21 protein-coding genes are annotated in these 18,514 nt (G+C 56.3%); 12 read left to right on the forward strand and 9 right to left on the reverse strand.

The window, feature by feature from the left end; all coding sequences use genetic code 11:
* The first annotated feature begins 167 nt into the window (after window positions 1–167).
* The 4 genes from JRC49_10225 to JRC49_10240 all read left to right on the forward strand — a co-directional run bounded on the left by JRC49_10225 (window position 168) and on the right by JRC49_10240 (window position 4,240).
* The gene (locus tag JRC49_10225; protein QTE70175.1) at window positions 168–971 is read left to right on the forward strand and encodes a hypothetical protein; all 804 of its coding nucleotides are present in this window, start codon (window positions 168–170) and stop codon (window positions 969–971) included.
* 179 nt (window positions 972–1,150) lie between these two features.
* Window positions 1,151–1,564, forward strand: coding sequence for a hypothetical protein (locus tag JRC49_10230; protein ID QTE70176.1), 414 nt, complete (start codon window positions 1,151–1,153; stop codon window positions 1,562–1,564).
* Entirely contained in the window at window positions 1,561–2,808 is a 1,248-nt protein-coding gene (locus tag JRC49_10235; GenBank protein ID QTE70177.1) for a PBSX family phage terminase large subunit, read from the forward strand. Before JRC49_10230 ends, JRC49_10235 begins: the two co-directional genes overlap by 4 nt.
* A 130-nt stretch (window positions 2,809–2,938) precedes the next feature.
* On the forward strand, window positions 2,939–4,240 hold the full coding sequence (locus JRC49_10240; GenBank protein QTE70178.1) for a DUF1073 domain-containing protein: 1,302 nt from the start codon (window positions 2,939–2,941) through the stop codon (window positions 4,238–4,240).
* 7 nt (window positions 4,241–4,247) lie between these two features.
* On the opposite strand, the gene JRC49_10245 is transcribed toward JRC49_10240, so the two are convergent.
* On the reverse strand, window positions 4,248–5,870 hold the full coding sequence (locus tag JRC49_10245; GenBank protein ID QTE70179.1) for a polysaccharide biosynthesis protein: 1,623 nt from the start codon (window positions 5,868–5,870) through the stop codon (window positions 4,248–4,250).
* A gap of 126 nt (window positions 5,871–5,996) precedes the next feature.
* On the opposite strand from JRC49_10245, the gene JRC49_10250 reads away from it, so the two are divergent.
* The 6 genes from JRC49_10250 to JRC49_10275 all read left to right on the forward strand — a co-directional run bounded on the left by JRC49_10250 (window position 5,997) and on the right by JRC49_10275 (window position 11,425).
* A complete protein-coding gene (locus JRC49_10250; protein QTE70180.1) occupies window positions 5,997–7,286 on the forward strand; it encodes a DUF2213 domain-containing protein in 1,290 nt (429 codons plus the stop codon).
* A complete protein-coding gene (locus tag JRC49_10255) occupies window positions 7,279–7,770 on the forward strand; it encodes a hypothetical protein (protein ID QTE70181.1) in 492 nt (163 codons plus the stop codon). The genes JRC49_10250 and JRC49_10255 overlap by 8 nt, the downstream gene beginning before the upstream one ends.
* Window positions 7,771–7,918: 148 nt before the next feature.
* Window positions 7,919–8,890, forward strand: coding sequence for a DUF2184 domain-containing protein (locus tag JRC49_10260; protein QTE70182.1), 972 nt, complete (start codon window positions 7,919–7,921; stop codon window positions 8,888–8,890).
* Window positions 8,891–9,161: 271 nt separating this feature from the next.
* Window positions 9,162–9,521: a hypothetical protein gene (locus JRC49_10265; GenBank protein QTE70183.1), complete on the forward strand. Its 360-nt coding sequence runs from the start codon at window positions 9,162–9,164 to the stop codon at window positions 9,519–9,521.
* Between the two features lie 70 nt (window positions 9,522–9,591).
* Window positions 9,592–11,037 carry a leucine-rich repeat domain-containing protein gene (locus JRC49_10270; protein ID QTE70184.1) on the forward strand — a complete coding sequence of 482 codons (1,446 nt, stop codon included), beginning with the start codon at window positions 9,592–9,594 and terminating at the stop codon, window positions 11,035–11,037.
* Complete coding sequence (locus tag JRC49_10275) at window positions 11,018–11,425, forward strand: DUF4054 domain-containing protein (GenBank protein ID QTE70185.1); 408 nt, start codon at window positions 11,018–11,020, stop codon at window positions 11,423–11,425. The genes JRC49_10270 and JRC49_10275 overlap by 20 nt, the downstream gene beginning before the upstream one ends.
* 4 nt (window positions 11,426–11,429) lie before the next feature.
* Here the strand turns inward: JRC49_10275 and JRC49_10280 are convergent, their stop codons facing one another.
* Window positions 11,430–12,092: a hydrolase gene (locus JRC49_10280; protein ID QTE70186.1), complete on the reverse strand. Its 663-nt coding sequence runs from the start codon at window positions 12,090–12,092 to the stop codon at window positions 11,430–11,432.
* A gap of 81 nt (window positions 12,093–12,173) precedes the next feature.
* Between JRC49_10280 and JRC49_10285 the strand changes: the two genes are divergently transcribed.
* Window positions 12,174–12,680, forward strand: coding sequence for a hypothetical protein (locus JRC49_10285; protein ID QTE70187.1), 507 nt, complete (start codon window positions 12,174–12,176; stop codon window positions 12,678–12,680).
* A 1-nt stretch (window position 12,681) separates the two neighbouring features.
* On the opposite strand, the gene JRC49_10290 is transcribed toward JRC49_10285, so the two are convergent.
* From JRC49_10290 to JRC49_10320, 7 genes are all read right to left on the reverse strand, one after another.
* Window positions 12,682–12,936, reverse strand: coding sequence for a hypothetical protein (locus tag JRC49_10290; protein ID QTE70188.1), 255 nt, complete (start codon window positions 12,934–12,936; stop codon window positions 12,682–12,684).
* A complete protein-coding gene (locus JRC49_10295) occupies window positions 12,920–13,069 on the reverse strand; it encodes a hypothetical protein (protein ID QTE70189.1) in 150 nt (49 codons plus the stop codon). Before JRC49_10295 ends, JRC49_10290 begins: the two co-directional genes overlap by 17 nt.
* A gap of 94 nt (window positions 13,070–13,163) precedes the next feature.
* On the reverse strand, window positions 13,164–13,787 hold the full coding sequence (locus JRC49_10300; GenBank protein ID QTE70190.1) for a hypothetical protein: 624 nt from the start codon (window positions 13,785–13,787) through the stop codon (window positions 13,164–13,166).
* 7 nt (window positions 13,788–13,794) lie between these two features.
* Entirely contained in the window at window positions 13,795–14,235 is a 441-nt protein-coding gene (locus JRC49_10305) for a GNAT family N-acetyltransferase (GenBank protein ID QTE70191.1), read from the reverse strand.
* 43 nt (window positions 14,236–14,278) lie between these two features.
* Window positions 14,279–14,902: an RpiB/LacA/LacB family sugar-phosphate isomerase gene (locus JRC49_10310; GenBank protein QTE70192.1), complete on the reverse strand. Its 624-nt coding sequence runs from the start codon at window positions 14,900–14,902 to the stop codon at window positions 14,279–14,281.
* Between the two features lies 1 nt (window position 14,903).
* The gene (locus tag JRC49_10315; protein QTE70193.1) at window positions 14,904–15,428 is read right to left on the reverse strand and encodes a GNAT family N-acetyltransferase; all 525 of its coding nucleotides are present in this window, start codon (window positions 15,426–15,428) and stop codon (window positions 14,904–14,906) included.
* Window positions 15,429–15,435: 7 nt separating this feature from the next.
* Complete coding sequence (locus JRC49_10320) at window positions 15,436–16,059, reverse strand: TRIC cation channel family protein (protein ID QTE70194.1); 624 nt, start codon at window positions 16,057–16,059, stop codon at window positions 15,436–15,438.
* 180 nt (window positions 16,060–16,239) lie between these two features.
* Here JRC49_10320 and JRC49_10325 point away from each other — a divergent pair, with 180 nt between their 5' ends.
* Complete coding sequence (locus tag JRC49_10325; protein QTE70195.1) at window positions 16,240–18,471, forward strand: hypothetical protein; 2,232 nt, start codon at window positions 16,240–16,242, stop codon at window positions 18,469–18,471.
* The last annotated feature ends 43 nt before the right edge of the window (window positions 18,472–18,514 follow it).

The raw sequence follows: 18,514 nt of genomic DNA on the forward strand, positions 1-18,514 counted from the left end.
ACCCCTTTGTTTCCAATAGCTTTTCTTGACTTATACGTGACAAACCGTACAATTGGTGTTATAATACCTTACACAGTTACATGCACATGCTCTTTCAGTGACATAGACGGATTGATTTGAGACATCCATTCACTTCTTTCAACGGTTTAGCATAAGGAGGAAAAGCCGTGAGATCAACCATAGGAACGGACGTCCGCAGGGCGGCAGCGCTGGCGCTGCTGGCAACGCTGCTTGTGTCCGTTTGCCTGCCTGTACCCGTGAAGGCGGACCAGGCGGACGTTGATCTGATGCTGGCAAACAGCGCTGTTTCGATGCTGAATCTCACAGACGCGGAGGGAAATTCGATCCAGCCGCGGAAAGCGCCGGAAGTGCTGGGCCGGGGGAACCCGGACGTGGCCGGGGTGGAACCGGATTACCGGGGAACCGTCGGATATGTAGCCCTGCAGACCGGCTGGGAGGTCAGCCGCTTCAATACCTTTACAGAGACGCCCTGGATGCTGCCATTGTACGGGCAGGAGGGCACGAAGTGGAAAGTCGTCGGTGCCGTGGCGCATAAGACGCCGGTGCTGGTTACAGATCAGCAGATTAAGGAAGAGAGGGGACACAAGTTCAGCGGCCACCTGCAGGTAGTCCGCCTGGACACCTTTGAGCAGACATGGATTGACGTGATCCATTTCGTCACCGCCCCCTACTGGACGCTGAGCCTGTCAGAGGCCGTCACCTACGGATACTGCATTGCCGTTTACAGCAACACCTCCGGCGTCATGCCGACGGACCGGAAGGGCAACCGCGGCACCCTGCAGGAAGGCACCCGGATCCTGATGTGCGAAAAGCGCACCGCCCGCTACATCAGCCCCGATAAGCAGAACAATCCGCTTCCGGGCATCATCTTCCGGAGCGGCGAAGAGCAGGATTCCTATTACAGGACATTCCTCTTCTTCAACGCAAACGACCTGACGCTGACCTATTAAGCAACAGAAAAACAGCACACTGTCCCACAAACGGGACAGCGTTTTTTTCTGGAGGAGAGTAAAAGGATAGCTGTGTGAGACTTGAAAAACAGTAGACTTCGGGATTATCCTTAAGATAGAAAAATATGTTTACGGCTCCGGCAGCAATGCCGGGGCTGTTTTGGTTGAGGAGGAGAAGGATGCCGGAGACGACCACAACCCTGTGCGGCCTGCGCCGTGAACTGACAAAGGATCTTTTTGAGGAACTGGCGGCGCTCCAGTGCACAACGGAGGAAATCCTGGGCTATATCGGAACCACAGAAAAGAAGCTGGAAAGCTGGTGCCGGAAGATCTACCGCCGTCCGCTGGCGGAGATGATTCCCATGATCCGCAAGGACGGCCTCATTGCCATCCGGCGGGCCAGCTTTGACCAGCTGAAGAAAAGCGCCACCATCATCAGCCAGCAGTACAACCGGTTCCTGCCCGGCGCGGGCGTGGATCCTCGGGATGACGCCGAGAACGCAATCCGCCTGCTGACGACCGCGGTGACGCCCTCCACTGAGACAATGAAGGAACTGTACGGGGAAGCGGAAGAGGGCGGTGAAGAGGCTTGAGCTTTCATTTTCAGCCCTTCTCCCGCAAGCAGAGCCAGCTGCTGAACTGGTGGCGGCCGGGTTCCGGCGTGGAAGACCGGCGCATCGTATTGGCGGATGGCGCCATCCGCAGCGGCAAAACCGTAGCCATGATCCTGTCCTTCCTGCTCTGGAGCCTGACCTGCTTCAGCGGGAAGGACTTTATCATGGCCGGGGTCACCTCCGGAGCGCTGGTGCGCAATGTGTTAGGACCGATGCTTTCCATGCTGGAGACCCTCGGCATCGCGTATGAATGGAAGCGCGGGGAAGCACGGGTGATCATCGGGAAGAACAGCTATTATCTCTTCGGCGCGGATAAGGATAACGCCCAGGATAAGCTGCAGGGTATGACGGCCGCCGGCGCCTACGCGGATGAGGCGGCCCTGTTTCCCCGCTCCTTTATCGACCAGATGATCGGCCGCTGCTCCGTGGAGGGCAGCCGGATCTTCCTGAACTGCAATCCCAACGGCGCCTGGCACTATATCAAGACAGACTTTATCGACCGGGCGGAGGAACTGGGCCTGTACCGGCTGCACTTCACCATGGACGATAACCTGACCCTGTCTCCGGAAATCCGGCAGAGCTATGCCCGGAGCTTTACCGGGGTTTTTTACCGCCAGTATATCCTGGGTGAATGGGTCAGCGCGGAGGGCGCGGTCTATCCCATGTGGGATGACAGGGAGAATACCTTTATCGAAGGAGAACGGGATCCGGAGGCGCTGCCATTCCGGGATATGCGCCGCTTCTGCGCGGTGGACTACGGCACGGTGAATCCCTGCGTTTTCCTGGATGTGCGGGATGACGGGAAAACCTTCTGGATCATGAAGGAATATTACTGGAATTCCACCTCCAAACGCCGCCAGAAAACAGACGCGGAATACGCCAATGACCTGGCGGAGTTCCTGGGGAATGACCGGAACACGCAGATCATTGTGGATCCCAGCGCGGCCAGTTTCAAGGCGGAACTCCGGAACCGGGGCTTCCGGGTGCTGGACGCGAAGAACGACGTCCGGGAAGGCATCGCCACCACGGCGGTATGCATCAGCAACCGGCGGATCCGGGTGGAGCGGAACCGGTGTCCGGCCCTGCTGGGGGAGGTTCACAGCTATGTGTGGGATGAGAAGGCCAGGATGAAAGGGGAGGAGCGGCCGGTGAAGGTGCATGATCACGCGATGGACGCGGTGAGATACTTATGTCACACGAAAGCGTCCCGTTTTCGCAGGTAAACAGCGAAAACATGGGACGCTTTCGTGTTAATGAATACTGAAAACTTAAAACTGAAAACTTAAAAATACTATAGAGTCTACGGTTGAGGGTGTTTCCCTGTGGTGGGTAACATGAGAATAATTATGAATTATGAATTGTGAATTGAAAAATCGCCGTGTTCGCGGCGCAGACGGTTATGCCAACGCGGCGGCGTTTCTGGGAGAGGATTCGACGCTGCTTTCGTCCGGGACGTTTCTCCGATCCGGACTGACATCGGATCCGGAACTTTTGACGGCCATGTACCGGGAATCCTGGCTGACGAAGCGGATTATTGATACGCCGTCGGAAGATATGACCCGCGCCTGGTACCGGCTTTCCTCCTCCGTGGATCCGGAAGAGATCCACGTCCTGCGCAGGCTGGAAGCCCGGCACAGCGTGAAGCAGGAGCTGACCAATGCCCTGCGCTGGGCCCGGCTGTATGGCGGATCGCTGGCCCTGATGGTGATCCGGGGAGAGGAAGGAAGGCTGGATCAGCCGCTGGAGCAGGAGATGCTGCTGCCGGACTGCTTTCAGGGCCTGCTGGTGCTGGACCGGGCACAGGGAATCGAGCCCTCGGCGGAACTGGTTTCGGACCTGGATGATCCGGATTTCGGCCTGCCGGAATACTATACCGTGAACCTGGACACGGAAAACTATCGTATGGTGCGGCTGCATCACTCCCGGGTGCTGCGCTTTATCGGCAGGGAACTGCCGAGGGGAGAAACCATCCGGGAGAACTTCTGGGGTGCCAGTGAAATGGAGCATATCCGGGATGAACTGCTCAAGCGCAGCGCGGCTTCCGCCAACATCGCCCAGCTGATCTTCCAGGCGAATATCACCACGCTGAAGATGTCTGACTTCGGCGAACTCCTGGGTGCCGGAACAGAGGAACAGCGAAAGAGTGTGGAATACGCCATGGGGATGGAAAACCGGTTCCGGACTTCCTTCGGCATCCAGCTGCTTTCCCGGGATGATTCCCTGGAGAATCATCCCTATTCCTTTACGGGATTGAGTGAGATCTATGAGCAGTTCATGATGGACATGGCCGGTGCGGCAGAAATCCCGGCGACCAGACTGTTCGGCCGTTCGCCCCAGGGGATGAACGCCACCGGAGAATCAGACCTGCGGAACTATTACGACATGATCGCTTCCCTGCAGGAGAGGCAGCTGCGCCCGGCCCTGGAAAAGCTGCTGCCAGTGATGGCAGTCTCCTGCTGGGGTTATGTTCCGGAAAGCCTGGAGATTGTCTTCGAGCCTGTGATGACAAGCAGCCCCGCCGAAAGGGCGGAGCTGGTGCAGAAACTGTCCGGGGATGTGATTGAGGGATATAAATGCGGCCTGTTCACAAGGGAACAGGCCGTCATGGAACTCAAGACGCGGGGAGAAGAACTGGGGGTATATACCAAGGTGTAGTGAAGGGTTATTGTGCCTTTTTCTTCGGGCGGAAACGCGCGGGAAGATGGTCGGGATTGATCGCCTTGAAAAGGATGGCAGCGATGAGATAGACCACAGCACCGACTGCGATACAGATCGCAACCATCACCAGGCGCCTGAAGAAATCCGCCGAGAGTATACCCTGTATGCCCCCGAAGACGAAATTGTAAACTGCCCATACAACCACGCCCATTACGGCAGTGGCGGCCAGTGGCTTAAGAATGATGTTCGGGATGGAAAACCGGTAGCCTGAATACTTGCAGGCATAATACAGGTTCGGGAACATGGATACGGTGTAGCAGACAAGGGACGCAATGGGCGCACCGTGAATGCTGATGCCGGGAGTGCTGACCAGGATCGCATTCAGGATAACTTTGCAGACTACACCGGCAACCAGGGTCAGCATTGGAATTTTCTGCTTCCCAGCGCCCTGAAGGATGCCGGAAGTTGCCTGCACCATGGTAAACAGGATGATGGTCATGGCGGAGAACTCCAGCAGATTACCGGCCAGCATCAGTTCTTCAGGAGTAAACTTGGCATTGCTGCCATAAAGCAGGTAGACGATGGGCTTGGCCAGCAGGCTCATACCGATGGAGCAGGGGAAGCCAACCACTGAGGCAACCTGAAGGCCGATCCCGGCTTCCCGGGCCACATATTTCATATCCTTCCGGGCCAGGCCGGAGGCGATGGAGGGTACCAGGTTGGTGGACATGGCCATGGCGACGGCGGTGGGTACGTTGATCATCGTGATGACGATACCGCTGTATACGCCGTAATGCCTGCCGGCAATATCATCAGGAATACCTGTGCCCATCATCAGGCTTTTGAGCATTGCGGAGTCTATGGTGGAAGCCAGGGGAACGATACAGGCACCCAGCGTGATCGGGATGGAAATACGGACGATGCGTTTTGCCAGCTCGCGGCCGGATACGGGTTTTTCATTCGGCTGGGGAGGCAGGGGCTTCACAAAGTGGGCATGGATGATCATATACAGCATGGCGACGCATTCTGCCAGGGAAGTGCCCAGCAGGGCACCGGCGCTGCCCATGATCCAACCCGTTTCTTCACCGCCTCGGGCGAAGCCGATGGCGGCTAAAGGCAGGGCCACGGCAACCTTGCCGACCTGCTCAATCAGCTGGCTGATGGCAGTAGGCATCATACGGCGCATACCCTGCATATATCCCCGGTAAGCGCTCATGACGCAGACGAAGAACAGGGAAGGAGCGATGCACATATAGCTGAGGTAGCCCTCAGGGGTTTTAACAAGTGTTGCAATTAGGCGGGACAAGAGCAGCAGGATAACGGTGGAGACAATACCCAGTATCGTGAGCAGCTTCAGAGCCGCTTTAAATGTACGGCGGGCATTGCCGGGTTCTCCGATGGTGACGTAATGGGAAACCATGCGGGAAATTGCAACCGGAATACCCGCGGAAGTAATGGCCAAAAGAAGATTATAGGCTGGCATGACCTGCTGGAACAGGCCAAGCCCGTCAGTGCCGATGATATGCGTCAGCGGGATCCGGAACAGAACGCCGACGACCTTGCAGATGATTCCGGCTACACCCAGTACGGAAATGCCGCCGATCAGGCTGCGCTGTCTTTGAGTCATAATGCTTCCTTTCTGATCACAGAATGAAATCCCGGATATTATATCACAAAGACAACAAAAAGGAAAAACGGGACAAAAGAACCGTCCCCTTGTCCTGGTCAGCAACACGAAAAAGGAGGTGCGGAGTTGCACTATTACGGAACCAGATTGTCTGACAACATCTCTCGTCGTGAACCGGAAGGGTATTTACTGTGTCTTAACGTGCCCGTTGCCCGGACGGGTATACAAGAGTATACCAATTCAGAATTAAGAATTCAGAATTCAGAATTATCGCCTGCGGGCGAGAATGAGCTTATTCCTGTGTATCGGCCGGAAGAGGAGGTGTTCTCACCGTCTACGATGGCTTCCTTTGAGGGAATGCCGGTAACCAATGATCATCCACCCGACGGGGTGGATGTTTCCAATATCAGGGCTTTGCAGAAGGGGCATGCCCACAACGTCCGGCGGGGCAGCGGGGAAGAATCAGACCTGCTGCTGGCGGACCTGATCATTACCGATCCGGCCCTGATCACCGCGATCCTGGAGGAAGGAAAGCGGGAAATCTCCTGCGGCTATACCTATGAGCTGTGTATGGAGAACGGACAATATATCCAGAGGAAGATCCGCGGGAATCACGTGGCGGTTGTGGATGCCGGCCGCGCCGGTTCCCGCGTTTCTATCAAAGATCAGAAACCTGTGATTGAAAGGAGAAAAAGCATCATGAAGAAATCCCTGTCCAAAGTACTGGCCCGGATGGCCAAAGACGGCGACATTGAAACCGTCGCTGAGATCATTGAGGAGATGATCGACCCCGCGGAAACGGAAAGTGAAACCGCCCCGGAGGCCGGCGAAAGCACGGTGGTGGTGGAGGCTCCGGCGGAGGAACCCGCGGAAGAACCGCAGGAGGAAACGAAGAACATCATCATCGATGAAGGCGGACTGACCGGCGTCCTGGAACGCCTGGACCGGATCATCGCTCTGCTGGAAGCGGGCGGAATGAACAGCGCCGCGGATGAGGACGCCGAAGAGGCTGTCAGCGAGGCGCTGGAGCAGGCTGCCCTGGAAACGGAAGATCCGGCCACGGAAGAGATCGCCGCCGTGATGGAGGAAATCCTGGATCCGGTGGCCTCCGTGATCCTTGAGGAGGAAGAGGAGAATCCGCTGCCGGAAACCCTGCAGACCGGGGACGCGCTGCGTGCCGCCCTGACCGCCGTGAAGCCGGTGCTGGCCCGCATGCCCGGTGGGATGCGGAAAAAGGTTGCCGGGGATATCGCGGCCCGGCTCCGCCGCGCCGGGGACAACCGGGCGGACAAGTCCGGCGTCTATGCGGCCCTGGCCTCGGCACAGCGGCGTACAGCGCCCGTGTCCGCTGACCTGGGACGCCGGATCATGGAAAAACGCAATGCCAGCTATAAGGAGGGAAACCGTCGTGGGTAAGGTACAGGCAGTCTTTGGCAACGGCAGTCCCGGAGCAATCACCCGCTCCGTGGACGATATTGTGATCTCGGTGAAGAACGCGGGGGAAGGGGAGATTGCCTTCGGCACTCCGGTCTTCCTGGCCTCGGGCGGAGCGGTTCCTTTCGATCCGGATTCCCCGCAGGACTTCAGCAGTTTCCTGGGCTTCGCGGTCCGGATTGCGGACAAGACCCCGGACACCTATCCGCAGGATCAGTCCGGCAATCCCCAGGCGGGCTGCTGGAAACCGGGGGACGTGATGGAAGTGCTGGTCCGGGGCGGCGTCACCGTTGCGCTGGCGGCCAGCGGCACAACCGGCGGCAAGGTTTATATCCGTAAATCCGACGGAGCGCTGACCGCTTCCGCGGGCGCGGCTGATTCCACGGTGCTGCTGGAGAACGTCCGGATCCGGAACAGCGGAACCATGTGCTGCGAGGTTGTCGTAAACAAGAGAAACATAATTTAATTCAGAATTCAGAATTAAGAATTCAGAATTATTAGTGTACAACACCCTGTAAGTGTATGCCGGCTGGGTTGAGTATCTACAAATTATGAATTGTGAATTATGAATTATGAATTCTGAATTTGGCATGTGCCACGAAAGGAGTTTTTACATGAATCAACTGACGCGGATCGCTCCCCGCCGCCTGGCGGTGAACGATTCCTATACCTTCTTGATGAAGGAACTGGAGAAGGTGGACGACACCATCCTGGAGCCGCTGTCCGGGACCGACTGGCCCCGGGACATGCCTGTGATTACCGGCGGAGGCCTGCTGGAATCCATTGCATCCGTGGACGTGTCCTATGCTTCCTCCGGCGGGGATGACGACAACCTCTTCTTTGAGGCGGCCAACGACATTCCCGTGATCCAGGCGGACATGTCCAAGCAGGTGGCACGGACCTTCAACTTCGCGGAATATATGTCCTTCTCCACCATGGAGCGGGAGAAGATGCTGCAGGTCGGCCGGGATCCGGAAACTTTCCTGAACAAGGGCATCCGCCTGCACTGCGACAAGCTGATTGACCGCAACGTTTATACCGGCTTTACCAAGGTATCCTCCACGGGCCTGTGCAATAACCCGAATATCACCCGGTCTTCCGCGGCACCGCATACCCCGGGCGGAACGGACACGGCCTGGGACAACAAAACGGCGGATGAAATCCTGGCGGATATCAACCGGGCCATTTCCGCCCTCTGGAAGGACAACGACTGCTCTTCCGACGCCCTGCCGAACCATATCCTGATCCCTGTGGAACAGTTCGGCCAGCTGGTGACTCGCAAGGTCTCCGACGACTCCGAACGATCCATCCTGACCTATGTGCTGGAGAACAACCTGTCTGTGCAGCAGGGCGGGGAACTGACCATTTCCCCTTGCAAGTGGTGCGGCGGCGTGGGCAGCAACGGATCCGACCGCATGGTGGTTTATATGAACCGGGTGGACCGGATCTGCTTCAACCTCACCCAGCCCCTGCGCCGGATGGACACGGAGTATTCCGAAATGCGGATCAAAATCCCCTATATCGCGCAGTTCTCGGAAGTGCGATTCCTGTATCCGAGTACTGTGCGGTATCTGGATGGGATTTGAGAAAAGGTAGGAGTTAGGAGGGAGGAGGTAGGAGGTAAAGTTACCTTCGAACTCACCTTTTTTTCTTGAAAAGAGAAAAACAAAAGAGACCCTGCCAGTGCAATGCAAGGTCGCAATGCCTTACGGACCCCTGGCTGTGTCTCTATCAGGATCTTAACATAAAACATTATAATTGAAAGCAGAAATCAGTCAGGAAATGGGAAGGAAGTAAATAGACCTCCTACCTCCTACTTCCTACCTCCTCCCTGATTTCTCCTGAAAGGAGAAAAACATGCTTATTCTCTCTCGCGTTTGCGCCGAGTTTCGTGATCATACCGGCACAGTGATTCACCGGGTTACCCCGGAAACGCGCCTGACCTTCCGGGAAGCCCCGGAGGCCATCCGCGAGGATCCCCTGTTCCAGATGCTGCTCAACGACGGTTCCCTGGAGGCGGCAGTGACCTCCGTACAGCGGAAAAAGCTTGAAGCGGAGCCGCTGGAGGGCACGGACGCGACAGGCCGGAAAGTGCCTGCCGCCTCCTCTCCGGAGGGGGAAACGCGCCCGAATACGTCCGGCCGGAAGCAGAACGCCGCAAAAACCGCGCCACAGGTGGATTCCACTGCGGCAGAAAACAACAAAAAAATTGACTAACAGGCGAAAACACGATATGATTATATGACACGAAAAGGCAGAATAGAACAGCATGATGGGAGGGATACGGATGAGAAAGTTCGCAGCGGCTCTGATGATCTGCGTACTCTTCCTTTGCTGTATCCTTCCGGCCGCTGTTGCGGAGCAGAGCCAGAAGGCTGGGGATTACACCTATATCATCCAGCATGACGGCACTGCGGAGATCATCCTGTATGAAGGAACGGAAACCTCCCTGGTTATTCCGCAGGAACTGAACGGCATTAAGGTTACGGCCATCGGGCCTTCCGCTTTCCAGGCGGATGATTACCTGGAAGAGCTGGAAATCAAAGACGGTTTGATCTACCTCGGGGATTACGCTTTCCGCCGCTGCGCCAACCTGGAGAAGGTGATCCTGCCCGCCACCCTGACGGAGGTCGGCATGAATCCCTTTGAAGGCTGCGACTGGCTGACGGACATGACGGTTGCCGAAGGGAACCCGAACCTGTACCTGAACGACGGAGTACTGTTCAGCCGGGATGACGGCCGCCTGATCTGCTATCCCATGACCAAGGAATACAGCGTGTACACACTGCCGGAGGGAACCCGCATTATCGGCGCGTCCGCCTTCTACGGCAACGAAAGCCTGGCCCAGGTGGTCGTTTTCGACTCGGTGCGGGCGATCGGCCGGCGGGCATTCTACCAGTGTGACAACCTGCGGTATATCAACCTGCATGATACCAGTATTTCCACTGTCGGCGCGGACGCCTTCAACGGCTGCCGCAAGCTGAAGAGCATCACTTTCCCGGCGAAGGTCACCTCCATTGCGGAGCGTGCCTTCCAGGGATGTACTGCCCTGACGGAACTGGTTTTCCCGGAAAACATCACCTTCATCGGGGAAATGGCCTTCCGGAATTGTGAAAGCCTGACCTCCGTGCGCCTGCCTGTGGACCTGACCACCATCGGCAAGAACACCTTCGCGGGCTGCAAGAGCCTGACCGAGCTGATCCTGCCGGATGAGCTGTTCTACATCGGCGGAGGCGCCTTCCAGAATTGCGAAAGCCTGACCAGTGTAACCCTGCCCGCCGCGGTGGACTACATTGGCAGCGAAGCGTTTGACGGCTGCATCAGCCTGGCAAACGTCTTTATACCGGATACCTGCAGCTTCATCGGCGCCAAGGCCTTCTGCCGCTGTCAGTCCCTCCGGAATATTGTGATGCCTTCCTGGACTTACTCGATCAATCCCTTCACTTTCTCCGGCTGTGTTGCCCTGACAGACATCCGGCTGCCGGACGATCTGGAGGAAATCGGTGAGAGCGCCTTCTTCTGCTGCTACACGCTGAAGGAAATCGTGATTCCCGATCCGGTGGAAGTGATCGGCGACAAGGCCTTCTCCAATTGCCTGGCGCTGGAAAGAATCGAGCTGCCGGAGGAACTGGAAAACGTCGGCTCCGACGCCTTTGAGAACTGCGTGAAGCTGGATCTTCCGGATCTGAGCGACCTGTACGAGGAATCAAATTTTGACAGAATCGGAGTTTAAATCCTATTATCCACAATTTGCGGGCTTTACGCCCGCTTTTGTTTTATCCTCCTGTATTGCCCAGGCCAATGCCCGCTTCTCCGCCTTCACGGCGGAGGACGCGGAGGAGGCCCGGCGGCTGTACGCGGCGCATAAGCTGACGCTGTATGCCCGCACAGCCCTGCCGGATGGGATCGCTGCAACCAAGGAACAGATCGCCGCGGCAGGGCAGCCGCCGCAGCGGATTACAGGTAAAAAAGCAGGGGAGGTGTCGGTCACTTACGCGGCCGGCGCCTCCTCTGCTTCTTCCGCTGCGTCCACGGCCCTGGCGGATCTGCCGGAAACCACCTTTGGACTGCAGCTGCTGTCGCTGATCCGGCTGTACAGCCGGTCAGTCTATATTCCCTGAGGGATTATTCTTCCCTGTATTTTTCCATGAGGGCCTTGAACAGGTCGTTGGTAGTGGGCGGGGTGTAGGTGATGGCGTTTGCCCCGGCCTGGATCGTCTTCTCGATGTTCTCATCTGTGTTTCCGCCGCTGGCGATGATGGGAACCTCCGGGAAGCGCTCCCGGATGCTGCGGACAATATCCGGCGTTGCTGCACCGCCGGCGACGTTCAGGATGGAGGCGCCGGCGTCCAGCCGGGCTTCAATATCCGTATCCGGTTTGGTGACCGTGATGATGACGGGGATATCCACCGCCTTGACAACGGCGCTCAGGTTCGGGTTGGTAATCGGCGCGTTGAGCACAACGCCCATGGCGCCCTGGCATTCCACGTCCTTCGCCAGGGTGACGGTGCGCAGGCCCTGGGTGGTGCCGCCGCCGACGCCGCAGAAAACAGGGATATAGGACGCCTTGATGATCGCGTCACTGATGACCTGCTGGGGTGTAAAGGGATATACAGCGAAAACAGCGTCCGCGTCACAGTTCCGGATGATGGCCAGGTCTGTGGTGAATACCAGGCTCTTGATCCGCCGGCCGTTGATGATAATCCCGGTGGCCGCATAGGTGGCCTCGGGAATCCTCAGGATCTCATGACGCAGGGAACTGGAAATGTTAGGGGTGTTCTTTTCCATAGGAATCTCCTTTCTGTATGGAATCCTCCACCATGATTGTAAAATGTCTGTATGTATTTCGCATGCGCAAAATGTGAACATATGCTGAAGATCACAGTCACAGAGAACACGGATCAAATCAAAAAACGGGCAAAATGCCTGAAGTATCTGCAAATGCACCGGGTGGACGTGGGCCTGACGTCCGGGGCTTCCGCCCGGTCAAAGTTCCTGCTGGCCATCCATACCCGGGGATCGCCGGTCATGCGGATTCCGCCCCGGCCGGTGGTCCGGCCGGCCCTGGCAAGGGAAACCCTGCAGGCGGAAATGGCGGAGTGCCTGATGGAAGCCTGCGAGGCGGCAGCCAAAGGCGATCTTCCCGGTACGCAGGCCGGGCTGGAGAATGCCGGACAGCGGGGTGCGGAGGGTATCCGGGAATATATTGACGCCGGGATTGATCCGCCCAACAGCCCGGTTACCCTTTCCGGCGGATGGATTTATAACCGGGTGGCAAAAAAGGGCGTCCCGGTCAAAGGAAAAACCGGTGACAAGGCTTTGCTTGACACCGGCGCTTTGTATGAGGATTTTGATTATGAGGTTACAGAGAGGTGAGTCAGGGCTGGATCTCCGTGGGGATGATCAGCTTCCTGCAGGTGTGGCAGTAATTTCCCTTTATAGAAATCTGTACAAGGTTCCCGGAAACAACATTTTTAAGCAGGCCGCGGCCCCCACGGAAGGCCAAAGCCCTGCGCTCCGGATCAGATGGCAACCAGTAGAGAGCACAGGGGCCGTTGCTCATGACTTCTCCGTCATCCATTTCCTGTCCGCAGTACGGACAGATCACAGGCACATTATTGTCCCTGTTCATCTTCGGTGTGTTCACTGGTTCCTCCGGTTTCCTCCGCTTTGCGCTGGGCTTTGAGCTTCCGCCGCTTCGCCGAGAATATGTTAATGATAACGTCCAGTACGACATCTGCTGCTTCAACGAGAAATTCAAGCATCTTTACTCTTCCTCCTGCAGTGTGTTTTGATATGGATACAGTGTAAATGAAAAACAATCCTGAATACAGGACTGTTTTGGAAAAATAGGATCGGTTAACCGTCCGCACCGGGATCTTGCTGCGCAAAAACGGAATCGCAGTATTGGTTCCACTGAACCTCGTAATCGTCATGGGAAAGCAGGATCAGATCCCGGGGACTGAGGATGTTTCTTCTTTCCGCTTCCCGGACAAAGGGCCAGACCCAGTCATCCGTTTCGCTGATGACCGCCTTCACGAACGGGAAACCGTCCTGCACGGCAGCGTACAGGCGGGTGTGGCCGTCCAGGGAGATGAAACGGCCGTTCCAGGGAAGCACCTGGATAATGACGTCTTCCGGCTGATGGATAAAGGTCCGGATGGCGGCCAGTTTTTCCTCATCCACAAAGAACTGGGAAGGCTGGATTTGCTCCGGTTTCACCTCGATGATCTCCGGAACAGGATACTCCGCAAGCGGCGAACCGGTTTCATCAAAGAAGCGGACGATATGCGGCGCGTGGAAACGGAATTCCTCAATCAGCTCCGCATACGCGGCCGGATCTTTCCCGCGGACTGTTGCTTCCGACGGGCCTGTGATTTCGATTTCATAGGGATCACCGTCAATCAGGTAAGCGCCGTGCTGCTCCAGCACGGTCTTTGAAAAACGGGTATCTGTATAGTTGTCTATGCGCTGAATATCCATGGAGTCCTCACAGTATCAGTTCAAAGTCTTCTTCGCCGGTCTGCACGAAGCCCAGCGCCTGGAACATGCTTTTGCTCTGTTCGTTGAAGGAGTAGATGTTGGCGACGACCTTGTCATAGTCTTTCTCTTTTGCCAGCTTCAGCATATCCATGACGCACTTCCGGCCGATATGCCTGTTCTGGTATTCCTTGCAGATGACGATGGCGACTTCCTTGTTCTCCCGCAGGGAGACGTCGCCCACCAGCACGCCCCGGTACTCGATATAATAGCAGTCACCGTGGGAGGACAGGTAATCATACATGTTATGCAGGGTTTCCAGATCATAGGTGTGGTCAATGTTATCCACTTGTTTGCAGACGTCCAGGTCCTGGTACCAGGCAAGGGAAACCTCGTCGTTGCGATAGTAAGGAATCAGGCGGATGTCGTTGTCAATAATGCGTATTTCCATGCGTATATATTCTCCATTTGGCGTATAAGCAAATAATTATGAATTATGAATTGTGAATTATGAATTGTTTTATTTCTTCGTTTCCATGCGTCTTTATGTACTCGATAACGTTCTTTTTACGCAGGATGCTTTTCAGAACGGACTTGTCCAGGGAATTCAACAATTCAATTGCAGATACCTGGGAGCTGCGGCGGATGCTCTTTAGCAGTTCCGTATCCCGGAGCTTCCGGGCGGATTCTCCCTTGGGCCAGCCCTGGCCGAAAGGTTCCGAGAAAAGCCGGGCAATGGTGGCCTCAAAGTTTTCCGGTCCGGTCCAGGAGTATTCTTCTCCCAGGGGAAGGGAAACGGCGTTGCCGTTATTGATCTGGGCAAAGAGATACGCATCCGCCGGGGTGGGCGCATAGCCGCACAGCACGCCCGGGAAGCTGTTGCAGGCGAGCATCATGCCCTGGCCGGAGGAACAGCCGGTGACGATAAAGTCCACCGCTCCGCTGGCAAGCAGCATCCCGGCCAGCAGGGAGATCTCGATATAGCTGTAGCGTTCCTGCTCGTCTTCCGTGCAGCCGAAGTTGATCACTTCCGCCTCCGGGGCATATTTCCTGACGGTATTGTAGATCAGGCTGTTTTTGGAAGCCTGTGAACTTGCCTGGATGACTCCGATTTTCATGTTATGCTTCTCCGTCTTCCTGCTTGTGTTTTGCCGCTGCGGAATCGTGGCTCCGGTGCAGCAGCCGCCGGATATCTCCCGAATACAGAAGGCTTTTTCCGGAGGCAGTTTCCGCGACTGCCGACAGGCCGAGCTTTTCCGCGACGGTATATGACCGCAGATTATTCTTGTTGATATAGGCGGACAGGGTGGTGATATGATCCGGGATTCTTTCCCGGACAAACCGGAGCAGGCTGCCCAGGATGTTATACCGCACCTGGTAGTCCGGCCGGATTTCAATTTCCTCAATGAAAAGATCATGATCCCGCAGGGAGTACTGGAAGTATCCGGCCAGGGTATCCCCGTCTTCAAAAACGATGAAGGTCTTTTCGCTGAAATGCTCCTGCTGGTAGGCTTTCCAGAGGACATAATCATCCCCGGACACGGTTTCCTCGGGATGAATCAATGCCATATTGGCGGACAAGATGGAAAACATCTCCGGGGCGTACCGATCCAGCTCCTGCAGGCTGATTTCCTTATACTGCATTTTCCCCTCACTTTGCCTTCGGCAGGCTCCAGCGGAAGCGGGCTGCCAGCAGGCGGAGGACGACGGTCAGGGCCGCACCGGCGATCATAGCGGTGACAGAGCCGGTATAAGGCCAGAGCAGGGCACAGGTCCACGCCCCGATGATGGAGGCGCAGGCATAGAAGTGCTTGATGAAAATATAGGGCGTGTTCCCTGCAAACACATCCCTCAGGATGCCGCCGCCCACACCGGTGAGCACACCGACGAAGGTGATCAGGAACAGGTTCCGTTCCGGCATGGCGGCAGTGGCCACCTGGACGCCGACCACGGTGAACAGTCCCAGGCCGATGGAATCCATGATCAGGATCACAGCTTCATAGAACTTCTTCCCGTGTTCAAAGACGTTCCGGATCGCCGGAATGAAAACCAGGATGCTGACGACGATGGCAGTCGCCGCGAAGGCAGGATTCTGGAAAGCCGCGGGCGGGGTGATGTTCAGGATCAGGTCCCGCAGGATACCGCCTCCGACAGCCGCCGTGAGGCCCAGAATGCTTACGCCGAAGATATCCATTTTTTTCTGAATGCCGACAATCGCGCCGGAAATCGCAAAGGCTATGGTACCGATGATTTCCAGGATAAAAAGGATCTGCATGACCCGCTCCTCCCGCTGGGATATTTTCGGTGAGAGTATAACACAAAGCGAAACGCCTGGGTAGGGAAAGGAAAACGCATATTTTGATGTTGAAATTATAAGAAAGAGTATGTACAATATTTGTGATTTGCGGTTTCCGGGCAAAGCACCGGTGCTGCCGCGTGAAAAGAGGACACAGAAATGATCAACAGGACAAAGGTTCTGGCATGCCTGCTGCTATGCCTTGTTTTTGCTGCAGCCTGCACCGCCGCACTGGGAACATCCGCGACTCAGTATCCTCTCTGGATTGGTGGAACACAGGTTACCGATGAAAACTGCGGCAGCCTGGAGGAAAACCACTGGAAGTATGACCCCTCTTCCCATACCCTCACCTTGAAGGACTACAGCTACAACGGGCTGGGGTATGAGTATACAGCCGGCAGAAACGCCGCGATCTACTATAACGGCACCGATAACCTGACAATTCTCCTTGAGGGGACAAACTCCGTGATCCAGGGCAAGGAATGGGCCTATGATGAGGATAACGTCATCAGGAGCGCCAAAGCCGATTGTACTGTAACCATCGGCGGTTCCGGCAGCCTGAATGCTGAAATGTACGACACCTGGGGCGGCCCGGCAATCATCTGTAACGGTCCGCTGGTCTTCAGCGGCGGTTCAGTCAAAGCGATTGGCGGAAGCGGCGGCATCAGCGCTTCCAAGGTCACGATCAAAAAAGAGATTGTTTCTGTGGAAACACAGGCCTTCCTGGATAGCGGAAAAGCCTTTTCCGGTACCGTGGTCAATGAGGTGTCCGGCGTGGGTTATGACCGGTGGAAACAGCCGACAGGCATACCGGTTGATAAGACGGGAAAAACGCTGGACTATAAAGAAGCGGGTTTCCCGTCCGTGCAGTTTAAACTTGTCTATGATCCCAACGGCGGCTTTGGCACTATGGAATCCGAAACGGTCAGTGAAGGCGGAAAGGTGGTGCTTCCGGATTGCGGCTTTGAACCGCCGGAGGGAAGGAAATTCAGCCATTGGGAAGTCAACGGCGTGGATCTGATCGGTGAAGTGGGAACGGAAGTACTGATTACCCGCTCCTGCGCAGTAGACGGAGTGATCAAGGTAAAAGCGATATGGCCGGAAAAACCTTCTGCAACCGTCAAAACCGTGCCCCAGGGGCAGGATAAAAACTATACGGGTTCGGCTGTTGCGCTTGTTACCGCCGGGAAGGCTGAGGACGGTACGATGCAGTATATTCTCGGCAAGAACGCGGAAGATGCTCCTGTTTTCGGCTGGGGCGAAGAGATTCCAACAGGTATCGATGCGGGAACCTATTACGTCTGGTACCGGGCGGCCGGCGACAGCACCCACAGCCATTCCGGCAGGAAGTGTGTCACAGTGGTTATCAGCCCCAGAGCGGTTTCCGTGACAGCGAAAGCCCAGACAGTTACGGAAGGCAGCCAGCCTGAAACCGGCGTAGGCTATGTGGATGCGGACGGCCTGGCAGACGGCCATACCCTCAGCGCGGTTACGCTGAAAGTGGAAAACGGGAAAATCGTTCCGTCCGCGGCCCGGATCACGGACAACGAAGAGCAGGATATGACCGGCAATTACGATATCAAGTATGTACCGGGCAGCCTGACGGTCCGGGACGGGGTCAGCGTGAAGGTTATCTTCCGCGTGGTCAACGGTGAATGGGACCAGGGCGGCAGCGATGACATGGAAGCCGTGCTGACCGGCTTCGAAGGGGATACGCTGAAACTGAAGACGGAGCAGATTCCCGGCGCCGGCACAAAACCTGCCGCCAGCTGCAAGGCCGGCAGCTGGGACGTGACGCCGGATACGGAAACGGTACTCACTCAGGACACCGTCTATGTTTATACCTATGAAGAGGATCCGGTTTATTCCGTTACAGCGGAAGGAGACGGGTATATCCAGGGCAGCGGGAAAGACTTTGTTTTTACGGTTAAGCGCAGCATCCGGGACGCGGTGACATTTGACAGCTTTAAAAGCGTCACCGTGGATGGGAATCCTGTCGGCGAGGGAAATTACAGCAAGACCGCGGGCAGCCTGGTCCTGACGCTGAAGGCAGGGTACCTGGATTCGCTGGCCGCCGGAGAGCACAAGATCGTAATTACCTTTGAAGACGGAGAGGCGGAAGCGACCCTGACCGTCAGTCAGGCAGCGCCTGTTACAACCGCGCCGGCTACGGCTTCCCCGACGGTCTCTCCGACGGCTTCCCCGACGATATCCCCGACGGCATCCCCGACACCTTCTCCTGCGCCGACTCCGGCTCCGACAGCAACACCGCGGCCGGTGCCGAAAACCGGCGATAACGGTCAGCCGATGATATGGATCGGCCTGATCCTGTTCAGTCTCCTGGGACTGCTTCTGTGCAGTGCGGCATGGAAAGCCTCCCGGAAGAAATAAAAATATAAACGGAGACAAGGAAACGAATCCTTGTCTCCGTTTT

It is taken from the genome of Clostridiales bacterium FE2011, assembly GCA_017569305.1.
Taxonomy (GTDB): domain Bacteria; phylum Bacillota; class Clostridia; order Christensenellales; family Aristaeellaceae; genus Aristaeella.